Here is a 26604-nt window from a genome sequence, read left to right on the forward strand (position 1 = left end):
CGCCGCCCGGCCGTGGTATGGCGGCGCCGACCGGGCCAAGGGGGCCCGAGGCGGCATGCTTCCGGGCCGCGACAGAGAAAGAGGTTTGCGATGCGCGTGGCGATGATCGGGTCCGGCTATGTCGGGCTGGTGTCCGGGGCCTGCTTCGCCGATTTCGGGCATGAGGTGATCTGCGTCGATGTGAACGAACAGCGCATCGCCGACCTGAAGAAGGGCATCATCCCGATCTACGAGCCCGGCCTGGACCGCCTCGTGGCGGACAACGTCGCGGCAAACCGGCTGTCCTTCACCACCGATCTGGCCGAGGCCGTGCCGACGGCGCAGGCGGTGTTCATCGCCGTCGGCACCCCGGAACGCCGCGGCGACGGCCATGCCGACCTGCGCTACGTGCGCGACGCCGCGAAGGACATCGCGCGGGTGATGGCCGGCTATACGGTGGTGGTGAACAAATCCACCGTCCCCGTCGGCACCGGCGACATGGTGGAAGGCATCATCCGGGAAGCCCGGCCGGATGCCGAGTTCTCCGTGGTGTCCAACCCGGAATTCCTGCGCGAGGGCGCCGCGATCGAGGATTTCAAGCGCCCCGACCGCGTCGTGGTCGGTGCCAATGACGAGCGTGCGAAGGAGGTGATGGCGGAGCTCTATCGCCCGCTGTCGCTGAACGCCGCGCCGGTGCTGTTCACCGACCGCCGCACGGCGGAGCTGACCAAGTATGCCGCGAACGCCTTCCTCGCCACCAAGATCACCTTCATCAACGAGATCGCCGATCTCTGCGAGGAAGTCGGCGCGGATGTGCAGCTGGTGGCGCGCGGCATCGGCATGGACAAGCGCATCGGGCCGAAATTCCTGAACGCCGGCCCGGGCTATGGCGGGTCCTGCTTCCCGAAGGACACCAAGGCGCTGATGCGCAGCGCGCAGGATTACGGCGTGGCGATGCGCATCGTCGAAAGCGTCGTCGCCGTGAACGACGCGCGCAAGACGGCGATGGCGCGCAAGGTGGTGAAGGCCTGCGGCGGCAGCGTGCAGGGCAAGACGATCGCGGTGCTCGGCCTCACCTTCAAGCCGAACACCGACGACATGCGCGATTCGCCGGCCATCAGCATCATCGGCGCGCTGCAGCGCGCCGGCGCGCATATCCGCGCCTTCGATCCCGTCGGCATGGAGCAGGCGAAGAAGGAACTGACCGACGTCACCTACGCCACCGATGCCTATGATTGCGCGCATGGCGCGGATGCGCTGGTGCTGATCACCGAGTGGGACGCCTTCCGCGCGCTGGACCTGGCGCGGCTGAAGCAGCGCATGGCGGCGCCGGTGCTTGTCGATCTGCGAAACGTATACCGCGCCGAGGAGATGGCGCGGCACGGCTTCCAGTACAGCCGCGTCGGGGGCCGGTCGGCCGGCAACTGACCGGCGGCCCCTGCGCGGCATTCGCCTTGCCTGACAAGAAGGCGCAAGGGCGGGCGTTGTGCCCGCCCCCCTTTCATCGCATACGCCCGACCCGGACGCGCATCGCCCGCGGCATCATGCAACCGGGGCGCAAGGCTCGCTGCGGGGCCGATCTGCATATGGTCTACGAACTGTCAATATCGATCGGGCCACACCTCCGACCAAAGCAGCAACACGCATCTCATTTTCCGTGCATTGGTGGCTTGCCCCTAGAAAACAACATGGACAGTATGCCGCACCTGGGATCGGGGCCGCATCGCGACTGAGGTCTTCCGCCTGAAGAAGCGGACTTTCATTAAGATTAATGACCTGCTGCTTGCTTGTGGCCTGCGGACTGGCTGCTACGGGGGGTTTTCGTATGGGTTTTCTGACCAATGCGCTCGCTTTGCTGCGCGCGCGCTATGAGGCTGACGCAGCGGCCGAGCAGGAAGAGACCACAACCACCGCGCCGCCCCCTCCGCCCCTGGAACGGCCGGAGCCGGACATCGTCTCCGGCGGCAACTCCGGCTCCGGCTTCACCTGCGACGACGGCGTGGACGCGCCCGGGGACAGCGGCCTCCATGCAACCGGCTGCGGCTGCGGCGCCTGCGGCCTGCCGACGGTGACGCCGCTCGGCGAGGCTCTTGAACCGACCATCGCGGAGCAGAAGGCCACCGCCGGCCACCCAACGGTCCAGCAGGTGATCGCGGACACGGTCACGCTCGATGCGGTGCCGGACAACGGCCTTGGCATCGCCTTCGGCGACACCTTCAAGCTGCACAGCCTGCCCGGCGCAAAATACACCGTCTATCTCGACTTCGACGGCCACACGACCACCGGCACCTCCTGGAACAGCTACTGGGGGACGGCAACGATCAACTCGCCCGCTTTCTCCCTCGACACCGCTGCGGCCTTCTCCGCCTCCGAACTCAGCTCCATCCAGCAGGTCTGGCAGCGCGTGGCGGAATACTTCTCCCCCTTCAACATCAACGTCACCACCGAGGATCCGGGGCTCGAGGCGCTGCGCTACACCGGCAAGGGCGACGAGGCCTTCGGCGTGCGCGTGGTCATCACCGACGAGGGCGGCAAGAACTTCGGCGGCATCGCCTATACCGGCAGCTTCGACTGGGGCAGCGACACGCCGGTCTTCATCTATGCCAACCGCCTGGCCGACAAGGCGAAGAACATCGCCGACGCCGCGGCGCATGAGATTGGCCACTCGCTGGGCCTGAGCCATGACGGCATCACCGTCAACGGCACGCGCAACGACTACTATTACGGCCATGGCAGCGGCGCGACGGATTGGGCGCCGGTGATGGGCGTCGGCTACAACGCCAACATCGTGCAGTGGAGCAAGGGCGAATACACCGGCGCGACGATGCTGCAGGACGACCTCGCGGTCATCACCACGCAGAACAACGGCGTCGGCTACCGCGCGGATGACTGGGGGAACAGCTTCACCACGGCCGGCGCGCTCGGCGGCAGCATCGTGGACGGCATCGCCGAGGTGCAGACCTTCGGCGTGATCTCGGGCTCCGGCACGAACAACGACGTGGACATGTTTCGCTTCACCGTCGCCGCCGGCGGCAGCCTGGACCTCACCGTCTCCGCCTGGTCGCGAATCCACGTGGCCGGCTCCGCCACGCCCACCTACGCCGCCTCGGCCTTCAGCATGATGGATGTGGCGCTCAGCCTCTACGATTCGTCGCGCACGCTGATCCAGTCGGTGAACGCCGCGACCTCGCTCGGGGCGCAGATCACGGCCACCGATCTGGCGGGGGGCACCTACTATCTGGCAATCGACGGCGTCGGCTTCGGCGATCCGCTGGCGGCCAAGCCGACGGGGTACAGCGAATACGGCTCGCTCGGGCAGTACATGGTGACGGGCAGCTACACCGAATCCCTGCCGTCAGACCCGGAGCCTCCGCCTCCGCCGCCCCCGCCACCACCCCCGCCGCCTCCGCCGCCACCCCCGCCACCCGATCCCGATCCGGAACCGCCGCCGCCGGTGACGCCGAAGCTGCTGGTGGACCGGACCACGGTGACGACGTCCGAGGCGGGCGAAACGGAGATCGTCGTCGTGCGCGCCGAGGGTGTCGCCGGCGAGGTGCTGGTGACCATCAGCGGCCTCAACGCGAATGAGGGCGCGCTCAGCGCCGGGACGCTGCTGCTGAACGCCGCGAACAGCTGGACCGCCAACCTTGCCATCACCGGCGTCGACGACGAGGCCGCGGACGGCTCGGCCGCCTACACGCTGACCCTCGCCGCGGCCGGCCTGCCGGAGGCGAGCGTCGCCGTGACGAACCTCGACGACGACCTGGCCGCCACCAATGGCGGGAAGCCCTATGGGCAATACCTCGTCTCGCCGAGCGTCGTCGGTGCGACCAAGGGCGCGCAATTCGCATTGGACAGCCGCTTCACCACCCTGCGGGAAGGCGTCACCGCGGACGGCGCCACCATCGACTTCCGCTGGCAGTTCGTGAACCTCGCGCCGGGCGACAAGGTGATGCAGGTGGTCGCGAACTCGACCACTGAGGCCTTCCGCTTCGAGTATTCCGCGGACAACGGCACCACCTGGCAGCGCTTCATGGATGCGCCGGATTCCGCGCTCTCCTGGGACGGCGAGTTCATCGCGACCGGCGTTGGCAGCGTCATGTGGGTGCGGCTGGTAGACGCAGTGGTGCAGGGCGACACGGTGCGCGACACGATCATCGTGAACCTGTTCACCATGTCCGACGCCCAGGTCTCCGGCATCGAGGCGATCTGGTGAGGACGCTGCCGGCGGGCCCGGATCGGCCCGCCGGCAGCGCGCACCGCGTCACAGGATGAAGGCGGCCGCGCCCAGCCGCGCATCGCCCGCGAAGAGCAGCGCGAAATCCGCGCTGCCATCGCCATCCACATCCGCCTCCACCCGGAAGCCAAGCCCCGGTTCGGCCTGCACGCGCAACTGACCGGCATCGGCCGCGCCGCCGCCGCCGAAGGGCGCCGCGCCGATGAAGGCGAAGCGCTGGTCGCCATCCTGCAGCGCATCGGCATCCAGCCGCGCCAGGTTGATGCGGTCTGTCCGCCAGGCGAAGTCCAGAATCAGGTCGGGCGCATCCGGCGTGCTCTCCGCAATGTCGCGGAAGATGAAGAGATCGGCGCCCTCCCCGCCACGCAGCGAATCCGCGCCGAGGCCGCCGAGCAGCATGTCGTCCCCGCCGTCGCCGGCGAGGCTGTCCACGCCCGCCTCGCCCAGCAGCGTGTCGTTGCCCTCGCCGCCGTCCAGCCGGTCGTCATCCGCGCCGCCAAGGAGCAGGTCCTCGCCCTGCCCGCCCTGCAGGCTGTCGGCGCCGGCGCCGCCCTGCAGCCGGTCGTCATCCGTGCCGCCGCGCAGCAGGTCGTCGCCGGCGTCGCCGAACAGCGCATCGCCGCCGCTGCCGCCATCCAGGCTGTCATCCTGCGCACCGCCGCGCAGCACGTCGAAGCCGGCATCGCCGGAGAGGCTGTCCGCACCGTCCTCGCCGACCAGCACGTCGTTGCCGCCGAGCCCCGCCAGGCTGTCCGGACCCGCCCCGCCCAGCATCCGGTCGGCATCGCCGGTAGGACGTTCCCGGCCCACCGGGCTGGCCTCGCCATCGATCCGGTCGGCACCGGCCGTGCCCTTGATCCGCAGGCCCGGCGCATCCGTGACGGCGATGACGACGTCGCGGTCCAGGAACAGGCCGGCCGCATCCGTGACGCGCAGGCCGATGCGCTGCCAGGGCCCCTCCTCGGCATCCAGTTCGCGCGTGGTGACCAGCCGATCGCCGTCCAACGCGAAGCGTCCGCCGGCATCGTCGCGCAGGATGAAGGCCAGGCTGTCGCCCGCATCCGGATCCGTCGCGGCAAGCAGCCCGACGAGCGTGCCTGCCGCGCTGCCCTCCGCGACGCGCGCGGCGGAGAGGGTGAGCGCGGCGGGCGCGTCGTTCACCGGCGTCACCGTCACGGTCACCGTGGCGCTGCGCGTGAGGCCGGAGCCGTCGGTGACCGTGTAGGTGAAGGAATCCACGCCGGCGAAATCCGCATCGGGCGTGTAGATGACCTGGCCCGCACCCTGCATCGCCGTGCTGCCATGCGCCGCTTCGCCGACGGAGAGCAGCGTCAGCGTGTCGCCCACGCGCACGCTGTCATTCGCCAGCACGGCGATGACCACGGGCACATCCTCGGCGGTGGTGGCCGCGTCGTCCGCTGCGTCGAAGCCCGGCGCGCCGGGATAGGCGCGGGCATCGCCATCGTCGGCATCGTCGCCCGTCGCCGCAAGGCCGGCGCCGAGCGCATAGGCCGGCACCGGATCGCCCGCGCCGAAGCCGTCGCCATCCAGGTCGCGGTACAAGGGATAGGGTCCGGCGCGGCCTTCCACCTCCAGCGCGATCTGCCGCGCCAGCCGCGCGCCGCCGGCATCCACCACCTCATAGGACAGGGTCAGCCGCGCAAGGGCGCCCTGCGCGAGACCCGCGGCAAGCTGGAAGGGATCGAAGGTCAGCAGCGTCCCCGACAGCGCGAAGCCAAGACCCTCCGCGCCGCTCAGCGCCACCGCCTCCACAGACAGCGCCGCGCCTTCGGGATCGCTGACGCCGGCAAGCAGGTCGATGACCACCGGCGCGTCGTTCTCCGCCATGCGGATCGGCGCGGCAGCAAGTGCGGTCGGCGCAAGGTTGCCGGTGTCGTCGTTGAGCAGGATGGTCTGCGCCACCGCCGTGCCGATGGCGGCCCCCTCGGCCGAGAGGATGCGCAGCACCAGCGCCTCGTCCGCCTCCTGCGTCGCGTCGGCACGGATCGCCACGGGCACCGCGAGCGTCGTGGCCTGCGCCGGCAGGGTCACCTCGATCAGCCGTGCCTGGCCGGAAGCGAGATCCGCGGCATCGACGCCAACGCCGAGCGACGGCGCGACGATGCCGATGCGCACCAGCACCGGCGTGTCGCTGGGCTCGCTCAGGGTCAGCGTGAACACCACGTCGCGGATGCCGCCCGTGCCTTCCTCCGCGGAGGCGGATGCGGCGGCGATGGACAGCACCGGCAGCGGAACTGCGTCGTCATCCGCCACCACCGCGACGGCGAGCGGCGCCATCACCAGAGCGCCGACCGGGCGGTCCACCGGCGCGATGCGCACGGCCAGCGTGCGATCCGCGCCGGGCATGTCGTCGCCAGCGAGCAGCAGCGTGAACTGCGCCTCCGTCGCGCCGGCCGCGATGGCGATCTCGGCGGGCAGGCCGAGCGCCGCGCCATCCGTGCCGTAGTCGCCTTCCAGCGACAGCGTGAAGCGCTGCACTGTCGCGATCGGCCCGGTGCGCCAGACGGAGAAGGTGACCGGCACCGGCGCGCCATCGCCCTCCGCCACCCTCCCGTTCAGCGCGAAGATGCCGAAGGTCGCGGACGGCTCGGGGGCTTCGGTCGGCAAGACAGCGGCGACGGGCGTGGCGACACCCGCCGCGATCGCCTCGACGAAGGCAGGGTCGCCGGTGAGGAGCAGGTCGTACAGCGCATTGGCACGCAGCACGGGATCCGTGATGCCCGCGGCATCCACCACCGCCTCCGCGGCCGCGCGCACCGCATCGGGGACAGCGTCGATGTCGAAGCTGGCACGCGGGAAGCCGAGATCGGTGTAGTCCGCCGTGCCCAGCCCTTCCGGATAGGTGAAGAGCGATTCCGCATCGTCGATGCGCCAGCTTTCGGCGAAGTCGCCATAGAGCAGCGCATGCGTCAGCGGCTGGTCGAGGACGGTGCCGTCGCGCAGCGCCAGGTCGTTCCCGGCATTGCCGTCCGGCGAGCCCATAAGGCCGCGCAGCTCGCCGGGCTGGCGCGATGCCAGCAGGAAGACGCCGAGGTCGAGGAAGCCCTCGGCGACGCCGACGCGCACCGCCTCGCCATTGGCGAAGACGATGACGACGCCGTCGCCCTCGCGCCGCACGAAGCCGCCGCCGACCGCGATCTCGCCCGGCACCTCCGGGATGCTCGTCGCAACGCCGTCCACCAGCAGCAGGCCCGGCGTGTCGAGGTTAACCTCCACGCGGATGCCGTCGATCGCCGTCGCCATGGCCGTGATGACGCTGGCGACCTCGCTGCCGGGCACGGGCGCGGTGCGCACCTGGATGCTCAGCCTGTCGCCCGCGACGGCCTCGGCGAAGACGAACTCGCCCACCGCGTGGAAGTCGTAGGCGAGGCCGTCCACCGTCACGAGGTGCGGATCGCCCCACCAGTTGAAGCGCAGGAAGCGCAGCTCGCGGGTCAATGAGACGCTGTCGTCGTCGTCGATCACGGTGACGTAGGCGCTGGCCGTGTCCACCACCGGCGCGCCGGGCGCATCGATCACCGCGCCGTCGATCTTCAATTCCAGAAGCTGGTTCGCCTCCGGCGTGCGATCCTTGGCCAGCGCGAAGGAGACCAGCTTCTCCGTCTCGCCCGGCGCGAAGGTGACGGAACCGAAGCGCAACGCGTCCGGGTCCGGCGCGAAATTGCGCACGGGGATCTCGAAGCTGCGCGACGCGGCGCCGAAGGCGTCCTCGGCCAGGTCGAAGGACAGGTTGAAGAAATCGGCGCCATACTGCGCCAGCGTCACCTGCGCCTCGCCCTCCGCCACCGGGCCGATCTGGTACTCGAGCTTGGAGGTGGAGGGCGCGTAGCCCGCCTCGAAGGCGGCGGACAGCAGCTCGAAGCCGGCCGCCGCGAAGGGCGCGACGCCATAGGCGACATCGAGCGTCCCGCCGAGCTCATAGGTCACCTCGACGTCGAGCATGCCGGCCGCGTCGCCCGCCACGGCGAAGTCGAAGCCCTCGCCGAGCGCGCCTTCCTGCGCCGCGCCGTTCACCACGTATTTCGCGGTGATCGTCGGCGTGAAGGTATAGGTCTGGGTGAAGTTCAGCCCGGCCTTCAGGAAGAGATCGAGCAGCGTGTAGGTCAGCTTGACGTCGACCGGGTAGTCCGAGCCATCGGGCTTCTTGTCACCCTCGAACTCGCCCTGCAGCAGGTCGAGCCACCTGGTCTGAGGCAGCGGCAGGTATTTCGCCAGCTCCAGCAGCGAGAAGTTCAGCGACACCAGCGGCGATGTCGCCATCGCCGTGACCGGCGCGAGCGTGCCGACCTGGCCGAGGACGGAGGCTTTGCTGGGCGATCCGTCCGGCAGGCCCATGACGATCTCGAAGCCGTCGGCGATCTCGATCCTGCCGAAGGGCTTCTCGGGATCGCCGACCAGCCGGTCCAGGATCTCCTGCGCGCCGAACTCGAACAGCGTCAGCGTCTGCGTCTCGATGTCGGCGAACTCGATGGAGCCGAGATCGGCCAGGTCGAAGCCGAAGGCGGTGAGGGTGATGTCCTCGAGGCGCGTCGTGTTCGCCAGCTCGAGCTTCAGCGAGGCGGTGCCGTAATGCAGCGTCTCGCCGGTGATGGTGCTCTGGAAACGGAAGTCGCCCTGCGTTCCCACCGTGACGACGTCGCCGGGCAGCGCGTATTGCGGCAGCGAGATCCGCGACGCCAGCGCGGCCTCGATGTCGAACTCGCCGAGCGAGGGCGATGCCAGCGCGAAGGTCAGCGCGCTCGTCAGGTCCTGCACGACGTCGGCGCGCAGGATGCCCGGCACGAAATACACATCGTCCTGCTGCAACTGCTGCGCCAGGCTGAAGATCGGGTAGTCGATGTCGAGGCTGGGATTGCCGGTATAGGCGTTGAGATCCGTCTCGCCGCGGAAGTCGAACTGCGTGCTCAGGTTGATGCTGAGCTGGTCGCCGGCACCGGGCTCCGTGGTGCCGGCCGGCGCGAAGGCGGAGGCGGTGTTCGCCACCTGGCTCGACCAGCCGGAAAGATCGGCGCGGAACGGGTTGGGCGGATCGAAGCCGAAGCTGAAGGTGCTGATGAAATCATCGTCCACATAGCGCGCGACCGTGTAGCTGCGCGCGGCAGCGCCAAGATCGAGCAGCGAGTAGTCCACCGTCAGCTCGGTATCCAGCTCGCCGCTGCGGAGGATGCGGAACTCCACTACTCCGGCGCCCTCGGCCTCGGCTTCCATGAAGGGATAGCTGAAGGGCGGCTGGCCGGAGGGCTGCTTGCCCGCCAGCGTGTTGTTCGCCCCCTCCTGCACCGAGGCGCGCACCGCCTCCACCGCGACGCGCGTGAATTCGTCGTCGTTGCGGATCGTGGTCTGCGCGCTGCCGCTGCCGAGGATCTGCACGGCATTGCCGACATCGCTCTCTGCATCGAGGATCTCGAAGCGCACCGTCTCGTCGGCTTCGGGAATGCGGTCGCCGATGATGTCGATGGAGACCTGGCGCGTCGTCTCCCCCGGCGCGAAGGTGACGCTACCGGTCGCGGGCACGCCGATGGCGTCGCTGCCGTCCACCGTGCCGGACAGCGCGTACTGCACCGTCACCTCGTCCTTCTGGCCGCCGCCGCGCACCAGCGTGAAGGTCAGCGTGGCCAGGCCGCTGTCGGTCTCGTCCATCGCGGCGGGGCCGGAGACCTGGATCACCGCCGGCGTGTCGTCGTCCAGGATCGTGCCCTGCGCCGTGGCGCCGATGATCGGGACCGCCGTGCCGTCGCCCGCGCGCTGCGCGCCGGTGAGCGTCAGCGTCACGCGCTCGGTGCCTTCCACCAGCCGGTCGCCGGCGACCGGCAGGGTGATCGTCGCGCTGGTCTCGCCGGCCGCGATGGTGACGAAGCCAGTCACCGGCAGCGCCTCGCCGAGATCGGCGCTGGTCGCGCCGTCGCCGGCGATCGCGTAGTTCACATGGATCGCATCGGCCGTCGCGCCCTCCCGCACCACCTCGAAGGTCAGCGCGACGAGGCCGGCATCGCCTTCCGTCACCGTCACGTCGCCACCGGCGCGGATCACCGGCTCCTCGCCCAGCGCGGCGCCGACCGCATCCGCATCGGCGATGGAGACGCTGCTGCCATCCGAGGCGGTGGTGCCCGTCACGACCAGCCGGAACCCCGCCGCATCCGCGCTGCCGGAGGCATCGAGAAGCTGCACGGGAATCGTCACCTGCGTCTCGCCCGGGGCGAACACCGCCGTGCCGGTCTGCGGCAGCCCGCCGGCGATGTCGGCCGCGCTCAGCGGCGCGTCCCCGAAGGCCTCGATCCGCCAGGCGACGCTCAGCGTGCCGGTGGTGGTGCCGCTGCGCGTCAGCAGGAAGGCGCCCGTCTCGCCGCGCGGCACGGCGAAGTCGCCCCCGGCGGTCAGCACCTGCGCGCCAGGACCGCCGCCACTGCCGCCAGAGCCGCCCTCGCCGCTGACGCGCAGCAGGTAGTCGCCGCCGCCGGTGAGGAAACCGTTGCTGCTGCCGACGCCGATGAAGAACCGCCCGGTGGAGGGTGCGAGGAATTCGGCCTCGGTCAGCGCATAGGTGGGCTGGTTGTCGGCGGCGGCGAATTCGACAAGCAGGTTCCCGTCGGCGTCGTAGAGCGCGAGGTCGGCGAACTCCAACCCGAAGAAGCCGCGCCCATCCGCCTGCAGCGCGTAACGCTGGCCGGCAACAAGGTCCACGCCGAACCAGTCCTCGTCGGTGCGGCCGAGCAGCACGCCATAGGCGCTGCCATCCACCGCGATGCTGCGCGCCGTGGTGGGCGCGGCCGGCGCGGTGTCGAACATCTGCACGGCGGAGAGCAGATACTGGCCGGTCGTGGTCTGGTTGCCGAAGCCGTTGTCCACCTCGACATACAATTCGCCCACGGCCGGCATCTCGATGATGCGGCCGAGATCATCCACGCCGCCATTGCCGAAGCCGCCGAGAAAGGTGAGCGTGTCGGTGCCGGGCGCACGCAGATAGAGGTTGAGCGCCATGGATTGCAGCAGCACGGCGGGGTTGGCGCCGCCCGCTGCGTCCATCGGCGTCGCGGACAGCATGAAGGCGCTGCCCGCGGGCGCGACGATGCGGTAGAGGTCCACGTCATCGGCAGTGTCGATGCGCGCGGTCAGCGCGCTGCCAATTGCCAGCGTGCCGGCGCCGGCGATCACGGCGCCGATGGAATCGCCGCCACTCTCCGCCGCCACCGCTTCGAGCACGGAGAAGCGATAGTCGCCGGTGAGGTCTGCGCGCTCGCTGAAGAAGTCGGCCGCGACGACGCTGGTCGGCTGCCCGAAGGACGCGACGACGTCGGCATCGAAGGCGACGAAGCTCTGCGCGATCTGCGGCCCTGCGGAATAGCCGGTGGAGAAGGCGCCGGCCGGCACAAGCAGCGTGAACTGGTCGAGCGGATCGACGCCGCCGATGGCGACGGCGGAGATCACATAGCTCCTGCCCGCGCGGTAATCGACGAGGAAGCTGTCGCCGAGGCCCGCCGCGTCGCTCTCGTCGAACTGCGCCGCGATGCCCTGCCCCGGCGCGATGCGCGTGAAGATGCCGCCCGGCGGCACCGCGGGCGAGAACGGATCGGCGACGCCGCCTTGCTCGGTGTTGGCCGGCCCGGTCTCGTCATCGGTCCGTTCGATCACCAGGCGATAGCCCGTGGCGGGTATGCCGGCATCGGTGCTCACCCGGACGAGGATCGTCCCCGTCTCCTCCGCCACCAGCTCGAAGCCGGACATGAAACCGGCATAGTTCTGGAACTCCCCGAGCGTCCCGGCGGCGAAGCTCTCGACGCTGCCCAGCACGGTGCCCGACGCATCGGCGAAGTCGGCATAGGCGAAGGCGATGGCATAGGTGGCACCCGCCTCCGCCTCGAACATCCAGACATCGATGTCGAGCGCATCGGTGAAGCTGCCGCTGACGAGCACATCCGGCGCGACGAAGCCCGGATCGGCAAAGGAGGTATCCGCGGTCTCCTCGACGCGCGTGACATCCAGTGCCGCGCTTGCCAGCGTGTAGCCGCCCTCATCCACGGCGTCGCCGATCTGCACGACATGCTCGCCGCCGAAGCCGGCCAGGATGTAGCCCTGCGCCAGCACAAGCTGCTCGTCGCGGTTGGTGCCGAAGAAGGCGTTGCTGAACAGCGGCCCGAAGGCAGGATCGTCGAAGACCGACAGGATCGGCAGCGGCGCGTCGCCGGTGGCGCGGAAGCGGTAGAGCGTGTCCGCTTCCAGCGCGACGCGATAGGCGTCCTGGTCGAATGCGGTGAGCGTGCCCGTCGCCGCCTCGCCGACCGGCAGCGCCACGTCGGTGGAGGATGCCTCAGGCACGTCCTCCAGCAGGTCACGGTCGACGGTCATCAGCAAGTCCTCACGCAGGGCCGACCCTCACGCGGAAATCGGCCCGGCAGTGAGGCGCGCGCATCAGACAGCGCCAATCGCCGCGCGGTCAACCTGCTGGCGAAAGCCCTGCACGATCAATTCCACCGGCACGCTTCAGCAGGAACGCATGCAGTGCGATCCATCCGGGTCACCCCGGCATGGCGCACAACTCATCCGTGCAGGCAGTACTGGAGCAAGGATCGGGGCGGCGGGATTCGAACCCACGGCCTCCTGTACCCAAAACAGGCGCGCTACCAGGCTGCGCCACGCCCCGATGCGGCGGCAAACTAGGCAAGCCGCCGCACGGCGGCAAGCTTCAGGGCGCGCTGCCGAACATCCGGTGCAGCACCCGGTCGCCCACGCGGATGTCGAGCTTCTCCGTGATGCCGCCCTGCAGCTCCAGCGTCGCGCGCACCGGGCCGCGGCTGTCCACCGGCGTCAGGCTCAGCGGCACGGTGCGTTCGGCGATGCGGTGGATGCGCCCGTCGGCGGCGATGAACACCATGTCCAGCGGCGCCAGCGTGTTGCGCATCCACATGCTGCTTTCGCGCGGCTGGCCCCAGTCGAAGATCATCCCCTCATCCGGCTTCACCTCGCGCCGGAACATCAGGCCGATGGTCTGCTGGTCGGGCGTCAGCGCCATCTCCACCGTGAAGTCCAGCCGCCTGCCGTCGCGCGTCAGGATCACCATGCGCTCGGTCGGCAGGCGCGGCTGCGGCTGGTCCACGCCGGGCTGGGCGAAGGCGCCGGGGGCGTCGGCCGCGGCGATCAGCGCGGCGATGGAGGCAAGCAGCGGGCGGCGATAGGTCATGGCGCGAAGGATGGCACGGCGCCCATGGGGTCCGGAAGCTCACGAAGGGTAACGGCGGCCAGCGCGCGGACGGCGTCGCGCACCGGCCCCGGGCGGGCCGCGTCGGCGATGGTGGTGAACCAGTGCTCCGGCGGGTTGCGCCCGGCGGCCCGCGACCAGGCCAGGCCGCGCAGCACCGCCTCGGCCGGGGGCGGCAGGCGCGGCGGGATCGGCAGGCCGTTCAGCGTCGCCCAGACGCCCGCCCAGCAGCGCGCGACCGACCAGGGATTGTAGCCCCCGCCCCCGCTGACGATCAGCCGCGGCGCCAACGGCATGACGGCGCCGACCACCGCGCGATGCGCGGCGTTGGAGAGTGCAAGCCGCGACAGCGGGTCCTCCTCCACCGCGTCCGCGCCGCACTGGATGAAGATCGCCTGCGGGCGCAGGTGGCGGATCACCGGCAGCACGGCGTGGCGCAGCAGCCAGTCCATCTCGGAATCGTTGAAGCCGTCCGGCACCGGCAGGTTGCGCGCATGCCCGCCGGCCCGGTCCTCGGCGCGGCCGGTATGCGGCCAGCGATTGGCCTCATGGATCGAAAGGGTGAAGACGCGCGGATCGTCGTGGAAGGCCAGTTCCACCCCGTCGCCGTGATGCGCATCGAGGTCGAGATAGACGATGTTGGTCAGCCCCTGCCCCAGCCATTCCATCAGCCCCAGCACCACGTCGTTGAGGTAGCAGAAGCCGGAGGCGCGGTCGGGCATCCCGTGATGCGTGCCGGCGCCGGGCACATGCACCACGCCGCCCTCCCGCGTGAGCTTCGCGGCCAGGATCGCCCCGCCCGCGCCGGTGGCGGGGCGCCGAAAGATCTCGCGATACACCGGGTTGCCATGCGCGCCGATGTGGTGGCGCGCGCGGTCCGCCTCCGTCACGGCCTGCGAGGCTTCGGTCCGCATCAGCGCCGCGACGTAGTCCGGCGTGTGGAAGCGCGTCAGCTGGTCCGGCGTGGCGCGCGGGCTGTCGCGATACTGCGCCGGCTCCACCCAGCCCATCGCGCGGATCAGGTCGAGCGTGGTGGAGACGCGCGGGATCGCCAGCGGATGCTTCGGGCCATAGGTGGAGCCGCGATAGATCTCGGAGCCGATGAGGAAGGGCCGCGCCATCCGCCCCGTTATGGCCGCGGCACGGCGCGGCGCAAGGTCACCCCCGCCGCGCCACCATGCCGTAGCCGGGCCCGTCCTTGGGGTGCAGGTTGCCGATGGCCGCGGACAGCATCTCCCGCGCCATCACGGGTGCGATGCCGCGATAGCGGCAGGCCGCGATCACCTGGCCGATCAGGAAGGCGGGCTGGTAGGCAGCGAGCGCCACGCCATGCCGCTGCGTCAGCTCGGACACCACGAAGTCCACCGCCTCGTCCGGCGCCTCCAGGTGCCGCGCGCGGGCCACCAGGCGGAAGATCTCGCGGAACTCCGTGGGCGAAGGCCCCGTCACCTCGATCTTGTAGGGAATGCGCCGGAGGAAGGCGGGGTCCATCAGCTGGCTCGGCGGCATGTTGGTGGAGAAGATCACCAGCTCGTCGAAAGGCAGCGCGAAGCTCTTGCCGGTGTGCAGCTTCATGTAGTCGCGCCGGCTTTCCAGCGGCACGATCCAGCGGTTCAGCAGCATCTCCGGCGCGACGAGCTGGCGGCCGAAATCGTCGATCAGGAAGGTGCCGTTCAGCGCCTTCACATGCAGCGGCGCCTCGTAGAACTTGGCGAGCGGGTTGAAGCTGAGGTCCAGCATCTCCAGCGTCAGCTCGCCGCCGGTGATCACGAAGGGCCGCCGGCAGGGTACCCAGCGCCGGTCGAAGCGCGTGGCGCGGATGCTGGCATTGCCCGACGCGCCGTCCCCGCTCGTCGGCACCACCTCCTCATGCACGTCGGGATCGAACACCTTCACGATCTGCCCGCCCACCTCGAAGCAATGCGGCACATAGATCATCGAGGCGAAGACCGAGCCGATGCGCTCCGCGACGGAGGTCTTGCCGTTGCCGGGCGGCCCGTAGAGCAGGATCGGCCTGCCCGAATTCACCGCCGGCCCGACCTGGGAGACCAGGTCGTCGGAGGTGATCAGCCCGTCCAGCGCGCGCGCCACCGCCTCGGGCGACACGCGCTCGTCGCCGATCGCCTGGCGCCGGATGCGCGCGACGTAATCGGCCAGCGGCACCGGGGCGGGGCCGACATAGGCGTTCTGCTCGAAGGCCTGCTGCGCCCATTCGCGGCCGGCCTCGGTCAGCGCGATGGCGCTGTGGGAAGGCAGCAGCGCGCCGCCGGTGAACTCCACCAGCTTGCGCTGCCTCGCCTGGTCCACCAGCAGCCCGGCGAGGCGCGGCGGCAGGCGCAGCGCATCCGCAACCTCGTTCATCGTGTTGACCGAGCCCGAATGCATCGTCTTGGTCAGCAGGTTGAGCAGGTCCGGCAGGGCGAGGCCGGTCTCCTCCAGCGAATTCGGCGCCACCGGCACGTCATCCAGCACCTTGGTGACGGCTTCAGGCGAGAGGTGCCCTGCGGCGACCAGCACCTCGCCGAGCAATCCGCCACGCAGGCGCTGCTGCTCCAGCGCATCGTCCACATCCGCACGGCTCACCAGGCCGTTCATGACCAGCAGGTCACCGATCAGCATCCGGAATCCCCCAAATTGTCCCAAGCCTGGCCGTGATCGCTGGTCGCTTCCGCAACCATCACGAGTGTATACTGTCGTCCACCCGCGATGCGTTCATATTGTAACGGCCCGGGCCGCACCAGCGCCGCGGCGGGCATTGCGGCATGATCGGACAATTCCGCAGCCGGCCGGACGCTTCGTGACATCCACGCGGTCCGACGGGCGTTTCCGTGAGCGGCGGCGCCGTCGTGCGCGCGATGCCGCTATCCGATCGTCACGTCGATCGCGGTGTTGAACAGCGCCGCGACACCCAGTACCAGCAGCGTCTGCGTGCCGAGGAAATCCACGCGGAGGATCACGTCGTCGCCCCGGGTGGTGGTCGTCACGTCCTCCGCCTGGATGCCGGCGGCGAGCACGATCCCATCGAAGCCGATCTCGAAGTCGGTGATCACGTCGTAGCCGAAGGCGCCTTCGAAGATGAAGGTGTCCACCGCCTTGTCGCCGCCGGGGATGTTGCCGGAGAGCATGTCGCGCCCGAAGCCGCCATTGAGGAAATCCGCCCCGGCGCCGGAGGCCAGCGAATCCGACCCGGCGCCGCCGAACAACTCGTCCGATCCGCTGTCGCCCAGCACTGTGTCGTGGCCGTTGCCGCCGAACAGGATGTTGGTTCCGCCATCGCCCTGCACCCAGTCGTTGCCGGCGCCGCCATCAATGGTGTCGCCCTCGGCGCCGCCGAGCAGCATGTCGTTCCCCTGGTCGCCGGCGATGCTGTCCGGCCCGTCGCCGCCTTCGATCGTGTCGGCATCCGCCCCGCCATGCAGCGTGTCGGCGCCTTCCTCGCCCTGCAGCAGGTCGGCGCCGGCCCCACCGAAGGCGAGGTCGGAATCCGCGCCGCCGCGCAGGCTGTCGGCGCCCGTATCGGCGTAGAGGGAATCGCGCCCCGTGCCGCCCAGCAGCACGTCGTTGTCCTCGCCACCCAGCAGCAGGTCGTCGCCGTCGCCCCCGGTCAGCAGGTCGTCGCCGGCATGGCCGAGCAGCGTGTCGGCGCCGCTCAGCCCGTCGAAATTGTCGTCGCCGTCCAGGCCCAGCGCGATGTCGTTGAAGGAGCCGTTGATGAACACGTCGTCGAACTGCGCGCCGACGAACCTGTACTCCAGCGGGATCAGCAGCAGGTCGCCGAATGTGACATCCGGGTCCGAGACCAGCGTGTTCAGCTTGTCGAGCGAGGTCTCGAGGTTGGTGAAGCGCCAGCGGTTCTCGGGCGTGTCCTTCTCGTAGCCGAGATAGGCGGTGACGGTGCCGGTGTAGCGGCCGTTCTCGTCGAGGCCGAAGCCGTTGCCGTACAAGATCTGCACATAGGTGATGGCGTCGTTGAAGCCGCCCTTGAACTCGAGCCGCGCCGCCGTGTCGGACAGCACCGTGTAGCTGGCGCTCTGCTTCGCCAGGCCGTTGACGAAGTTCGGTCCCTCGAAGTGGTTGGAGATCTGGACCTTCGCGCGTTGGAAGTCGAGGCCGCCGGGCATCGCGTCATTCTCTTCGGTTGTGAACGCGCGCGGACTTTCCCGCTTTGCGCGGTCCGCACGCTATCAGCGCAATCCGCGCCGCGTCCACGCCACTTGCCCTGTGTCGGTCACTGCGCCATAGGAAGCGCACACATCGGGGGGAGCCCATCGGGGGCTGAGAGGCGGGCGACCGCGACCCCACGAACCTGATCCGGGTCATGCCGGCGAAGGGAACGGTGTCCACGTCGCGCACGCCCGCTCCGGGCTTTTCCGTCATCCTGCCATCCGGGCTCAGCCTCGGCGGCGCAGCCGTGCTGGGCGCGTGCCGGCTGGACGTTCCGGCTTCGCGCGTCACGGCGCTGCTCGGGCCGTCGGGATCGGGCAAATCCACGCTGCTGCGCATCGCCGCGGGGCTGCTCGACGTGCCGGGCGCGGTGACGACGGACGATGGCGCGCCGCTGGCCGGACGCATCGCCTGGATGGCGCAGCAGGATCTGCTGGTGCCGTGGCGCGACGCGCTCGGCAACGTGACTTTCGGGGCGCATCTGCGCGGCGGTCGGCCGGATGTTGCGCGGGCGGAGGCGCTGCTGCGGGAGGTCGGCCTCACGACGGACGACGGAAGAAAAATGCCGGCGCAGCTCTCGGGCGGCATGCGCCAGCGCGTGGCGCTCGCGCGCACGCTGATGGAGGACCGGCCCGTCGTGCTGATGGACGAGCCGTTCAGCGCCGTGGACGCGCCGACGCGCCATCGCCTGCAGGACCTCGCCGCGCGGCTGCTGGCCGGGCGCACCGTGCTGCTGGTGACGCATGACCCGCTGGAGGCTTTGCGGCTGGCCGACCGCATCCTGGTGCTGAGCGGCAGCCCGGCGGTGCCGGTGGAGGTGCCGGTGCCCGCCGGCACGCCGCCGCGGCCGGCGCGCGATGCCGCGCTGCTGGATGCCCAGGCGGCGCTGCTGGAACGGCTGGCGGAGGGCATCGCGGACGATGCCCCCACCCCGACCCTCCCCCGCTTCGCGGGAGAGGGAGCATCGGCGCGACAGACTCCCTCTCCCGCTTGCGGGGGAGGGTCGGGGTGGGGGTCGTGATGCACGCCCTTCTCGCCGCCGCCGGGCTGATCCTGTTGTGGCAGGGCGTCGTCTGGATCACGCAGGTGCCGCCCTTCCTGCTGCCCTCGCCGCTGCGCGTCGCGGAAGCGCTGGTCGCGCGCTGGGACAGCCTGGCGCAGCACGCGCTGGTGACGGGCACGGAGATCCTGCTCGGCCTGCTGCTGGGCACGCTGCTGGGCTGCGCGGCGGCGCTGACGCTGGCGGCGTGGCGCGGCGGGCGGCGCTGGCTGCTGCCGCTGCTGCTGGTCTCCCAGGCGATCCCCGTCTTCGCCATCGCGCCGCTGCTGACGCTGTGGTTCGGCTTCGGCCTGGCGAGCAAGGTCGCGATGGCGACGCTGATCATCTTCTTCCCCGTCGCCACCGCCTTCTATGACGGGCTGCGCCGCACCGAGCCGGGCTGGCTCGACCTTGCGGCCACGATGCAGGCGACGCCCGCCGCCGTGCTGTGGCGGCTGCGCGTTCCCGCCGCGCTGCCCGCGCTGGCTTCGGGCCTGCGTGTCGCGGCCGCCGTCGCGCCGATCGGCGCGGTGGTCGGCGAATGGGTCGGGTCCTCCGCCGGGCTCGGCTACCTGATGCTGCACGCCAACGGCCGCAGCCAGACCGACGTGATGTTCGCCGCCCTCTTCGTGCTGGCGCTGATGGCGCTGGCGCTGTGGTTCTGCATGGACCGGCTGCTGCGCCGGGCCATCCCCTGGCAACCCGACCAACTCATGGACGACGCAAGATGATCACCCGCCGCGCTGCTTTCGCGCTGCCTGTCCTTGCCCTGCCCGCGCTGGCCCGCGCGCAACAGCGAACCGAGATCACGCTGCTGCTCGACTGGTTCGTGAACCCGGACCACGCACCGATCATCGTCGCGCAGGAAGCCGGCTTTTTCGAGCGTGCGGGGCTCGCGGTGCGCGTCGTGGCACCCGCCGATCCGAACGACCCGCCGCGGCTGATCGCGGCGAAGCGCGGCGACATCGGCGTGTTCTACCAGATGAACCTGCACCTGGCCGTGGACCAGGGCCTGCCGCTGATGCGCGTCGGCACGCTGGTGGCGACGCCGCTGGCGACGCTGACGGTGCTGCGCGACGGGCCGATCCGCAGCCTCGCCGACCTCCGCGGCAAGCGCATCGGCTTCTCGGTGGCGGGCTTCGAGGAGGTGGTGGTCGGCACCATGCTGGACAGCGTCGGGCTGAAGCTTTCCGACGTGCGGCTGATCAACGTGAACTTCGCGCTGTCCTCCGCCCTGATGTCCGGCCAGGTGGATGCCATCGTCGGCGGCTACCGCAATTTCGAGCTGCACCAGCTTGAGATCGAGGGCCGGCCCGGCCGCGCCTTCTTCCCCGAGCAGCATGGCCTGCCGATCTATGACGAGCTGATCTACATCGCGCATCGCGACCGCGCGCGGGATGCGACGCTGCGGCGCTTCATGGACGCGGTGGAATCCGCCACCACCTTCCTGGTGAACAACCCCGAGGACTCCTGGCGCATGTTCATCGCCGGACCGCGCCGCGAACTGGACGACGCGCTGAACCGCCGGGCCTGGGCCAGCACGATCAATCGCTTCGCGCTGAACCCCGCGGCACTCGACCGCAACCGCTACGATCGCATGGCGCGGCTGCTGGCGGACCGCAAGCTGATCCGCAGCGTGCCGCCGGTGGAGAGCTACGCCGTCGAACTGCCGGTCGCCACGCGATGACCGCGCCGCGGCTGATCGTGGACGCCGACGCCTGCCCCGTGCGCGACGAGATTCTCCGGGTCGCGGGACGCCTGGGACTGGAAACAATCTTCGTCTCCAACGGCGCACGGCCGATGCGCCCGCCCGGCGGCAACACGCGCATCGTCGTGGTCACCGAAGGCGCCGACAAGGCCGATGACTGGATCGCCGAGGCGGCGACGCCCACCGACATCTGCCTGACCAACGACATCCCGCTGGCGGCGCGCTGCATCGCCAAGGGCGCCTTCTGCCTGTCCTACAAGGGGCATGCCTGGACGGAGAACAATATCGGCTCCGCGCTCGCCGGGCGGGAGTTGTCGCGGCACCTGCGGGAGATGGGGATGGGCGGCGGGCCGCCGCCCATGGCGCAGGCCGACCGCTCCCGCTTCCTCAATGCGCTGGACGCCATGGCGCAGGCCGCGTTGCGCAAGGCGCGCGCAAGCCTGTAGCCTGCCGGCGTGGGAGGCACCGCGCCGATGGACAGCCAGACCGACGCCCTGCCCGGCCGCGCCTTCGAAGGCCTGCCGCCGCGCGACCCGCTCGACGAGAGCTGGGCGATGCGGCGCATCCGGCTCTCGACCGGCGCGGACATCGCCTTCACCTTCCGCTCGGGCACAGGCCTGCCGCTGCTGTGCCTCACGGCGAACCGCACAACGCGGAGAATCTTCGACTTCGTGCTGGCCGATCTCGATCCGCGCAACCCGGTCTGCGCCCCGGACTACCGGGGCCTCGGCGAGAGCGGCGACATGCCCGCCGCCGCCGATCTCGACGACCACCTCGACGACATCGAGGATCTCTGCGACGCGCTCGGCTGGGAGCAGTTCGCCGTCATCGGCCAGGCCACCGGCGCGACGCTCGCGCTGCTGCTGGCGACGCGCCTGCCGGACCGCGTGGTGGCGCTGGCCGCCGGCGATGCCGCCGTGTCGCTGCGCGCCGACGTGTTCGACCTGTTCCTGCAACAGGTCGAGCGCCACGACCGCGGCTTCGCCTCGCGGGCGGAGGCGCTGGCGGAAACGCCCTTCCGCGCCGCATGGTCCGATGTCGTCGCCGCGCACTGGCTCGACACCGCGCTGCGCCGCGACTCCGATGGCCGCCTGCGCTGGCGCTACCACACGCCGTCCATCGTCGCGACGCAGCGCGCGCTGACCGAGGACCTCTGGCCGCGCATCCACGTGCGCCAGCCGACGCTGCTGTTCCATGGCGAGCACTGCACGGTCATCGACGCGGATGCCATGCGAACCGCCCGGAAGAACATCCCGCAGGCGCGCTTCGCCACGCTCGCCGGCGCGAACCACCGACTGACGCAGGATGCGCCGGCGGAATTCGCCCGCCTGGTCGGTCGCTTCCTCGCCGAGGAAGGGCTGCTCTCACGCTGAACGGAGGAGGTCCGCATGCAGGCCCGCAACCGGGACGTGATCGGCGAGATCTACGAGCGATACGCGAAGGGCGACGCCGGCCCCCTCTTCGCCGCGCTGGCCGATGACGTCGTGTGGTACACCGAGGGCATCGGGCTGCCCTGGAGCGGCCGCTTCGTCGGCTCGGCCGGCGTGCAGGACTATTTCGCGAAGCTCACCGCAAGCTGCGAACTGCGCGGTTACGAGATCGAGCACCTGCTGGCCGACGACACCTGGGTGATGGCGCTGGCCACCGTGCACATCCACATCCGCTCGACCGGCCGGACCGACGCGTTCCGCAAGGTGGACGCGATCCGCCTGCGTGACGGGCGGATCGTCGAGTTCCGCGAATACTATGACAGCGCGCGGGCCGCGGCGGCGCTGGCGGGCGGCGCTGCCTGAGCGGCGCTACAGCCGGTTGTGCGTGCCGTCGCAGATCGGCGACTTCCCTGTCTTCTTGCAGCCGCAGAACCAGGCCTTGCCGTCCTTCTCCGCCGTCCAGGAGACGGGGGAGAGGCCGCTGCCCTTGTGGCTGCCGTCGCAGAAGGGCTGCTTCTTCGACAGGCCGCAGGCGCACCACCAGTAGGTCCTGCCCTCCGTCACCTCGACGCCGAAGGGCGCCTTCTGCGCCACGGCCGGCAGTTGCTGTTCCGACATCGTCCGGTCCTTCTTTTCGCGCAGGAGTCAGCCCTGCGGCATGCCCTCGGGCACCACGGTCTTCACCAGGCTCGCGTCCAGCGCCTCGTATTCGTGGTAGCCGATGGTCTCGTAGAGCTGCGCGCGGGTCTGCATGCGATCGAGCGCCGCCATGGTGCCGCCGGTCTCGCGGATGGTGGCGTAGAGCTCCTCCATCGCGCGGTTCGCCACGCGCAGATGGCTGACCGGCCAGATCACCATGGCGTAGCCGAGCGCCTCGAACTCCGTCGCGGTCAGGAAGGGCGTGCGGCCGAACTCGGTCATGTTGGCCAGCAGCTTCACGCCCGGCATGCGCTTGGCGAATTCGGCGAACATCTCGCGGCTGGTCAGTGCCTCGGGGAAGATCGCATCCGCGCCCGCATCCAGATACAGCTTCGCGCGCGCCACCGCGCCGTCCATCCCCTCGCTCGCCGCCGCATCGGTGCGGGCGATGATGTAGAGATGCTTCCGCGCCTTGCGCGCCGCCGCCACCTTCGCCGCCATGTCGCGCGCATCGGCCAGCTTCTTGTCGTTCAGGTGGCCGCACTTCTTCGGCAGAAGCTGGTCCTCCAGATGCACCGCGCCGGCGCCGGCTTCCTCGAAGGCGCGGACCATGTGCATGACGTTCAGCGCCTCGCCATAGCCGGTGTCGCCATCCACCAGCGCCGGCAGCCCGGCCGCGCGCACCACCTGGCGGATGTACCAGCACACATCGTCCACGGTGATCATGCCGAGGTCGGGCAGGCCCATCGTGGCCGACATCGCCGCGCCGGACATGTACAGCGCGGGGAAGCCCGCCTTCTTTGCCAGCAGCGCCGCGATGCCGAGATGCGCGCCCGGCATCTGCAGGATCTGCGGCCGGTCGAGCAGCGCGCGGAAGCGCTCGCCGGCGGGGGCGTCGGGCAGGTCTGCACCGATCACATAGGGCATGGGCTACCATCCTCGGAAGGCTGAGGCCCCAAGGTTACCGCCCCCGCGGCGCGGCGTCGAATGGCCGCGCCGCCCTGCGCCGGCTACCCCTTCCGGGCGTTCCAGAACACCGGCACGGTCCCCGGCAGCGCGCCCTGCACCTCGTTCCTGAGGCCCGAGGGGAAGCGGATGATGGACAGCGTCGCATAGGGCGCCTCGGCGAAGGCGTGGCGCTGGATCTCCAGCGCGGCCGCCTTCTGCTCCGCCGGGCTGGTCGCGTTGAACCAGCGCTCCCGCGCCGCCTCGATGGCCGGCACGTTCGGCCAGCCGAACCAGGCATTCTCGCCATTGGCGCGCATCTGCACGTTGACCGCCGGGTCGATCTGGTCGGCGCCGGTGAAGCCGGTGCAGAACACGTTCCACTGCCCCGGCGCCTTGTTGGCGCGGCGCTGCACCAGCGTGCCCCAGTCGGTGGCGAACAGCTCCACATTCATGCCCATGCGCTTCATCAGATCGTAGGTGAGCTGGCTCATCGCGACGTTGTCGGGGATCTCGCTGGGCTGCATCACGATCACCTTCTCGCCGGCATAGCCCGAGCGGCCCAGCGCGGCCTTCGCCGCCTCGATGTCGCCGGTGCGCAGCGGCGCGTTGAAGTCGTTGATCGCCGCCAGGTCGCCATAGGGCGTGCCGCAGGTGAAGAAGCTGGGGCAGGCATCCCGCAGCTCGGCATTGTCGCCCATGATCGCCAGGCCGTAGTCGCGCTGGTTGATGCCCAGCAGCACGGCGCGGCGCACCGCGGCATTGTTGAAGGGCGGATGCAGGCAGTTGAAGCGCATCGTCATGAAGGTGCCGAGCTGGTTGCGCACGAACACCCGCGCCCCGCGGGAGCGGCGGATCACCGGCACGACGTCCGGCTGCATCTGGTCCCACCAATCCACCTCGCCGGTCTGCAACGCGGCGGCCGCGGTCGCGGCATCGGGGATGTGGCGCAGCTCGAAGCGGTCGAAATGCACCACCTTGCCGCCCGCCGTGCCGGAGGGCGGCTCGTTGCGCGGCACGTAGCGCTCGTTCTTGGCATAGGCCGCGCCATGGCCGGGCCGCCATTCGTCGCGCAGGAAGCGGAAGGGGCCCGATCCGGTCGAATCGGTGATCTGCTGGAACGGGTCGGTCATCGCAACCCGCTCCGGCATGATGAAGGGCACCACGGAGCTCGGCTTGCCCAGCGCGGCGGTGAACAGCGGGAAGCGCTGCTTCATGCGGAAGGTCACGGTGCGGTCGTCGGTCGGGATCATCTCGGCGATGGCCGCCGCCCAGCTCTGGCCGAAGCCGTCGCGCTTCGACCAGCGCGAGAGGCTGGCGATGACGTCACGCGAGCGCACCGGCTCGCCGTCGTGGAAGCGCAGCCCCTCGCGCAACTTCAGCGTCCAGGTCATGCCGTCGTCGCTGGCGGCGGCGCCCTCGGCCATCTGCGGGCGGATGGTGTAGTCGGCATCGGTGCCGAACAGCGTGTCGTAGACCAGGTACCCGTGGTCGCGGATGTTGAAGGCGGTGGTCCAGATCGGGTCGATGCTGGACAGGTCGGCGAAGGGCACGAAGCGCAGCGTGCGCGCGCCGGATGGTTGCGTCAGCGCGGGCGCGGCGATGCCGGCCATTCCCGCGGCCAGCAGGGTGCGACGATACATGGCCCTTCCTCCCCGATTGGTTTCGGGAGGCGATTGGGCCTTATCGCGGCGGTGGAGGCAACGGCAAAGATCCGCCGCCGCGCCCGGCTCAGAAGAACAGGAAGGTCACGACCACGAAGAGCGGGATCAGGAACACCGCCGCCCAGGCGCAGTAGCCGAAGAAGCTCGGCATGCGCACGCCGTTCTCCTCCACGATGGCCTTCACCATGAAGTTCGGCGCGTTGCCGATGTAGCTGTTCGCCCCCATGAACACCGCGCCGCAGGAGATCGCCGCCAGCACCAGCGCGCCATCGGTCATCAGCTTCACCGGATCGCCGCCGGCCAGCTCGAAGAACACGATGTACGTCGGCGCATTGTCGAGGAAGGAGCTCAGCGCGCCGGTCAGCCAGAAATAGACCCAGGGGATCGGCTGGCCGTCCGGCCCCGAGGTCAGGGCGACCAGCGGCGCCGCCGCGCCATCCGCCCCGGCGCGCAGGATCGCAAGCACCGGCGCCATGCAGATGAAGATCGCCGCGAACAGCTTCGCCACTTCCAGGATCGCGCCCCAGGCGAAGCCGTTCGCCTCCCGCAGCGCCGGCGAGGTGAAGCGCACGGAGGCGGCCGTGATCGCCAGGAACAGCAGGATGCCGATGCCGCGCTCGATCTCCATGCGCTGCCCCAGCACATACATGTGGCCCAGCCGCACATAGCCCATGGCGATCACCACAGCGACGATCGCCACCACCAGCCACACATTGACCCAGCCCTCGATCCCGAGCCTCTCCTTCGGCCCGGTATCCGGCACCACCGGCCGCTCCTTCTTCCACGCCCAGCTGTCGAGCAACCAGTACACCGCCAGCAGGATGACGGCGCAGGTCAGGAACTCGCCGAACAGATGCGTGGTCGGCCAGAAGAAGGACACACCGCGCAGGAAGCCCAGATACAGCGGCGGGTCGCCCACCGGCGTCAGGCTGCCGCCGATATTGGCCACCAGGAAGATGAAGAACACGAAGGTATGCGTCTTCTGCCGCCGGAAGCTGTTGGCGCGCAGCACCGGGCGGATCAGCAGCATCGCCGCACCCGTGGTCCCCATCAGGCTGGCCAGCGCCGTGCCCACCGCCAGCAGGGCGGTGTTCGTGGTGGGCGTGCCGACCAGGGAGCCCTTCAGCAGCACGCCGCCGCCAGCCGTATACAAGGCCAGCAGCAAGGCGATGAAGGGCACGTATTCCAGCACCATCACATGCGCCAGCTCGTACCAGGCCGCGCCCACCCCATGCACCGCCGCCAGCGGCAGCAGCAGCAGCATCGCCCAGCCCGCAGCGATCTTGCCGTAATGGTGATGCCAGAGATGCGCGGCGAACAGCGGCATCAGCGCGATGGACAGCAGCACGCCCGCGAAGGGAATGGCCCAGAGCAGCGACAACTCGGCGCCGGACACGCCACCGGCCGCGGCCGCGCTGCCGGGCAGCATCGCCACCAGGGCCGCCAGCAATCCGCACCCGGCCCGGTTCCGCCACCCCCGCATCAAGCCCATCCCCCCATGCCCCATCCCGACCCCGGGCTTAACCCGTCCGGCCGGGAAGGTCACGATGGGCCCGGCCCTGCCCTTTCCCCCGCGCGCAGCAGA

The 26604-nt window shown here is 70.1% G+C and carries 17 protein-coding genes, 1 tRNA gene and 1 riboswitch; of the genes, 8 read left to right on the plus strand and 10 right to left on the minus strand.

Annotation, left to right across the window (positions count from 1 at the left end; translation table 11 throughout):
* The first annotated feature begins 90 nt into the window (after nt 1-90).
* Entirely contained in the window at nt 91-1407 is a 1317-nt protein-coding gene (locus tag E4T13_RS07280; protein WP_137177522.1) for a UDP-glucose/GDP-mannose dehydrogenase family protein, read from the plus strand.
* A 397-nt stretch (nt 1408-1804) separates the two neighbouring features.
* Entirely contained in the window at nt 1805-4195 is a 2391-nt protein-coding gene (locus tag E4T13_RS07285) for a zinc-dependent metalloprotease family protein (RefSeq protein WP_170984848.1), read from the plus strand.
* Nucleotides 4196-4243: 48 nt separating this feature from the next.
* Here E4T13_RS07285 and E4T13_RS07290 read toward each other — a convergent pair whose 3' ends face one another.
* From E4T13_RS07290 to E4T13_RS07315, 6 genes are all read right to left on the minus strand, one after another.
* Nucleotides 4244-12580, minus strand: a complete 8337-nt coding sequence (locus E4T13_RS07290; protein ID WP_137177524.1) for an Ig-like domain-containing protein — start codon at nt 12578-12580, stop codon at nt 4244-4246.
* A gap of 221 nt (nt 12581-12801) precedes the next feature.
* Nucleotides 12802-12875: transfer RNA gene (locus E4T13_RS07295), tRNA-Pro, on the minus strand.
* A gap of 42 nt (nt 12876-12917) precedes the next feature.
* Nucleotides 12918-13412, minus strand: coding sequence for a DUF192 domain-containing protein (locus tag E4T13_RS07300; protein WP_137177525.1), 495 nt, complete (start codon nt 13410-13412; stop codon nt 12918-12920).
* The gene (locus tag E4T13_RS07305; RefSeq protein WP_137177526.1) at nt 13409-14551 is read right to left on the minus strand and encodes an acetoin utilization protein AcuC; all 1143 of its coding nucleotides are present in this window, start codon (nt 14549-14551) and stop codon (nt 13409-13411) included. Before E4T13_RS07305 ends, E4T13_RS07300 begins: the two co-directional genes overlap by 4 nt.
* Nucleotides 14552-14588: 37 nt before the next feature.
* A complete protein-coding gene (locus tag E4T13_RS07310) occupies nt 14589-16049 on the minus strand; it encodes a hypothetical protein (RefSeq protein WP_137177527.1) in 1461 nt (486 codons plus the stop codon).
* A gap of 242 nt (nt 16050-16291) precedes the next feature.
* Entirely contained in the window at nt 16292-17551 is a 1260-nt protein-coding gene (locus E4T13_RS07315; protein ID WP_137177528.1) for a calcium-binding protein, read from the minus strand.
* 126 nt (nt 17552-17677) lie between these two features.
* Nucleotides 17678-17781, plus strand: a riboswitch (TPP riboswitch).
* Between E4T13_RS07315 and E4T13_RS07320 the strand changes: the two genes are divergently transcribed.
* The 6 genes from E4T13_RS07320 to E4T13_RS07345 all read left to right on the plus strand — a co-directional run bounded on the left by E4T13_RS07320 (nt 17767) and on the right by E4T13_RS07345 (nt 22134).
* Complete coding sequence (locus tag E4T13_RS07320) at nt 17767-18615, plus strand: ABC transporter ATP-binding protein (RefSeq protein ID WP_408906386.1); 849 nt, start codon at nt 17767-17769, stop codon at nt 18613-18615. It overlaps the preceding riboswitch by 15 nt.
* Nucleotides 18615-19364, plus strand: a complete 750-nt coding sequence (locus E4T13_RS07325; RefSeq protein ID WP_137177529.1) for an ABC transporter permease — start codon at nt 18615-18617, stop codon at nt 19362-19364. The genes E4T13_RS07320 and E4T13_RS07325 overlap by 1 nt, the downstream gene beginning before the upstream one ends.
* A complete protein-coding gene (locus E4T13_RS07330; RefSeq protein ID WP_137177530.1) occupies nt 19361-20320 on the plus strand; it encodes an ABC transporter substrate-binding protein in 960 nt (319 codons plus the stop codon). The genes E4T13_RS07325 and E4T13_RS07330 overlap by 4 nt, the downstream gene beginning before the upstream one ends.
* Nucleotides 20317-20787: a DUF188 domain-containing protein gene (locus E4T13_RS07335; RefSeq protein WP_137177531.1), complete on the plus strand. Its 471-nt coding sequence runs from the start codon at nt 20317-20319 to the stop codon at nt 20785-20787. Before E4T13_RS07330 ends, E4T13_RS07335 begins: the two co-directional genes overlap by 4 nt.
* Nucleotides 20788-20814: 27 nt before the next feature.
* Nucleotides 20815-21714 (plus strand): alpha/beta fold hydrolase, encoded by a 900-nt coding sequence (locus E4T13_RS07340; RefSeq protein WP_137177532.1) that lies wholly within the window; start codon nt 20815-20817, stop codon nt 21712-21714.
* A gap of 15 nt (nt 21715-21729) precedes the next feature.
* The gene (locus E4T13_RS07345) at nt 21730-22134 is read left to right on the plus strand and encodes a nuclear transport factor 2 family protein (RefSeq protein ID WP_137177533.1); all 405 of its coding nucleotides are present in this window, start codon (nt 21730-21732) and stop codon (nt 22132-22134) included.
* A 6-nt stretch (nt 22135-22140) separates the two neighbouring features.
* On the opposite strand, the gene E4T13_RS07350 is transcribed toward E4T13_RS07345, so the two are convergent.
* From E4T13_RS07350 to E4T13_RS07365, 4 genes are all read right to left on the minus strand, one after another.
* On the minus strand, nt 22141-22389 hold the full coding sequence (locus E4T13_RS07350) for a CDGSH iron-sulfur domain-containing protein (RefSeq protein ID WP_137177534.1): 249 nt from the start codon (nt 22387-22389) through the stop codon (nt 22141-22143).
* 27 nt (nt 22390-22416) lie between these two features.
* Entirely contained in the window at nt 22417-23337 is a 921-nt protein-coding gene (prpB, locus tag E4T13_RS07355) for a methylisocitrate lyase (RefSeq protein WP_137177535.1), read from the minus strand.
* Nucleotides 23338-23420: 83 nt separating this feature from the next.
* Nucleotides 23421-24998, minus strand: a complete 1578-nt coding sequence (locus tag E4T13_RS07360) for an ABC transporter substrate-binding protein (RefSeq protein ID WP_137177536.1) — start codon at nt 24996-24998, stop codon at nt 23421-23423.
* 88 nt (nt 24999-25086) lie between these two features.
* Nucleotides 25087-26502: a sodium:proton antiporter gene (locus tag E4T13_RS07365; RefSeq protein ID WP_137177537.1), complete on the minus strand. Its 1416-nt coding sequence runs from the start codon at nt 26500-26502 to the stop codon at nt 25087-25089.
* Nucleotides 26503-26604 lie beyond the last annotated feature (102 nt).

Origin of the sequence: Roseomonas sp. AR75 (assembly GCF_005222815.1) — a bacterium.
GTDB lineage: Bacteria > Pseudomonadota > Alphaproteobacteria > Acetobacterales > Acetobacteraceae > Falsiroseomonas.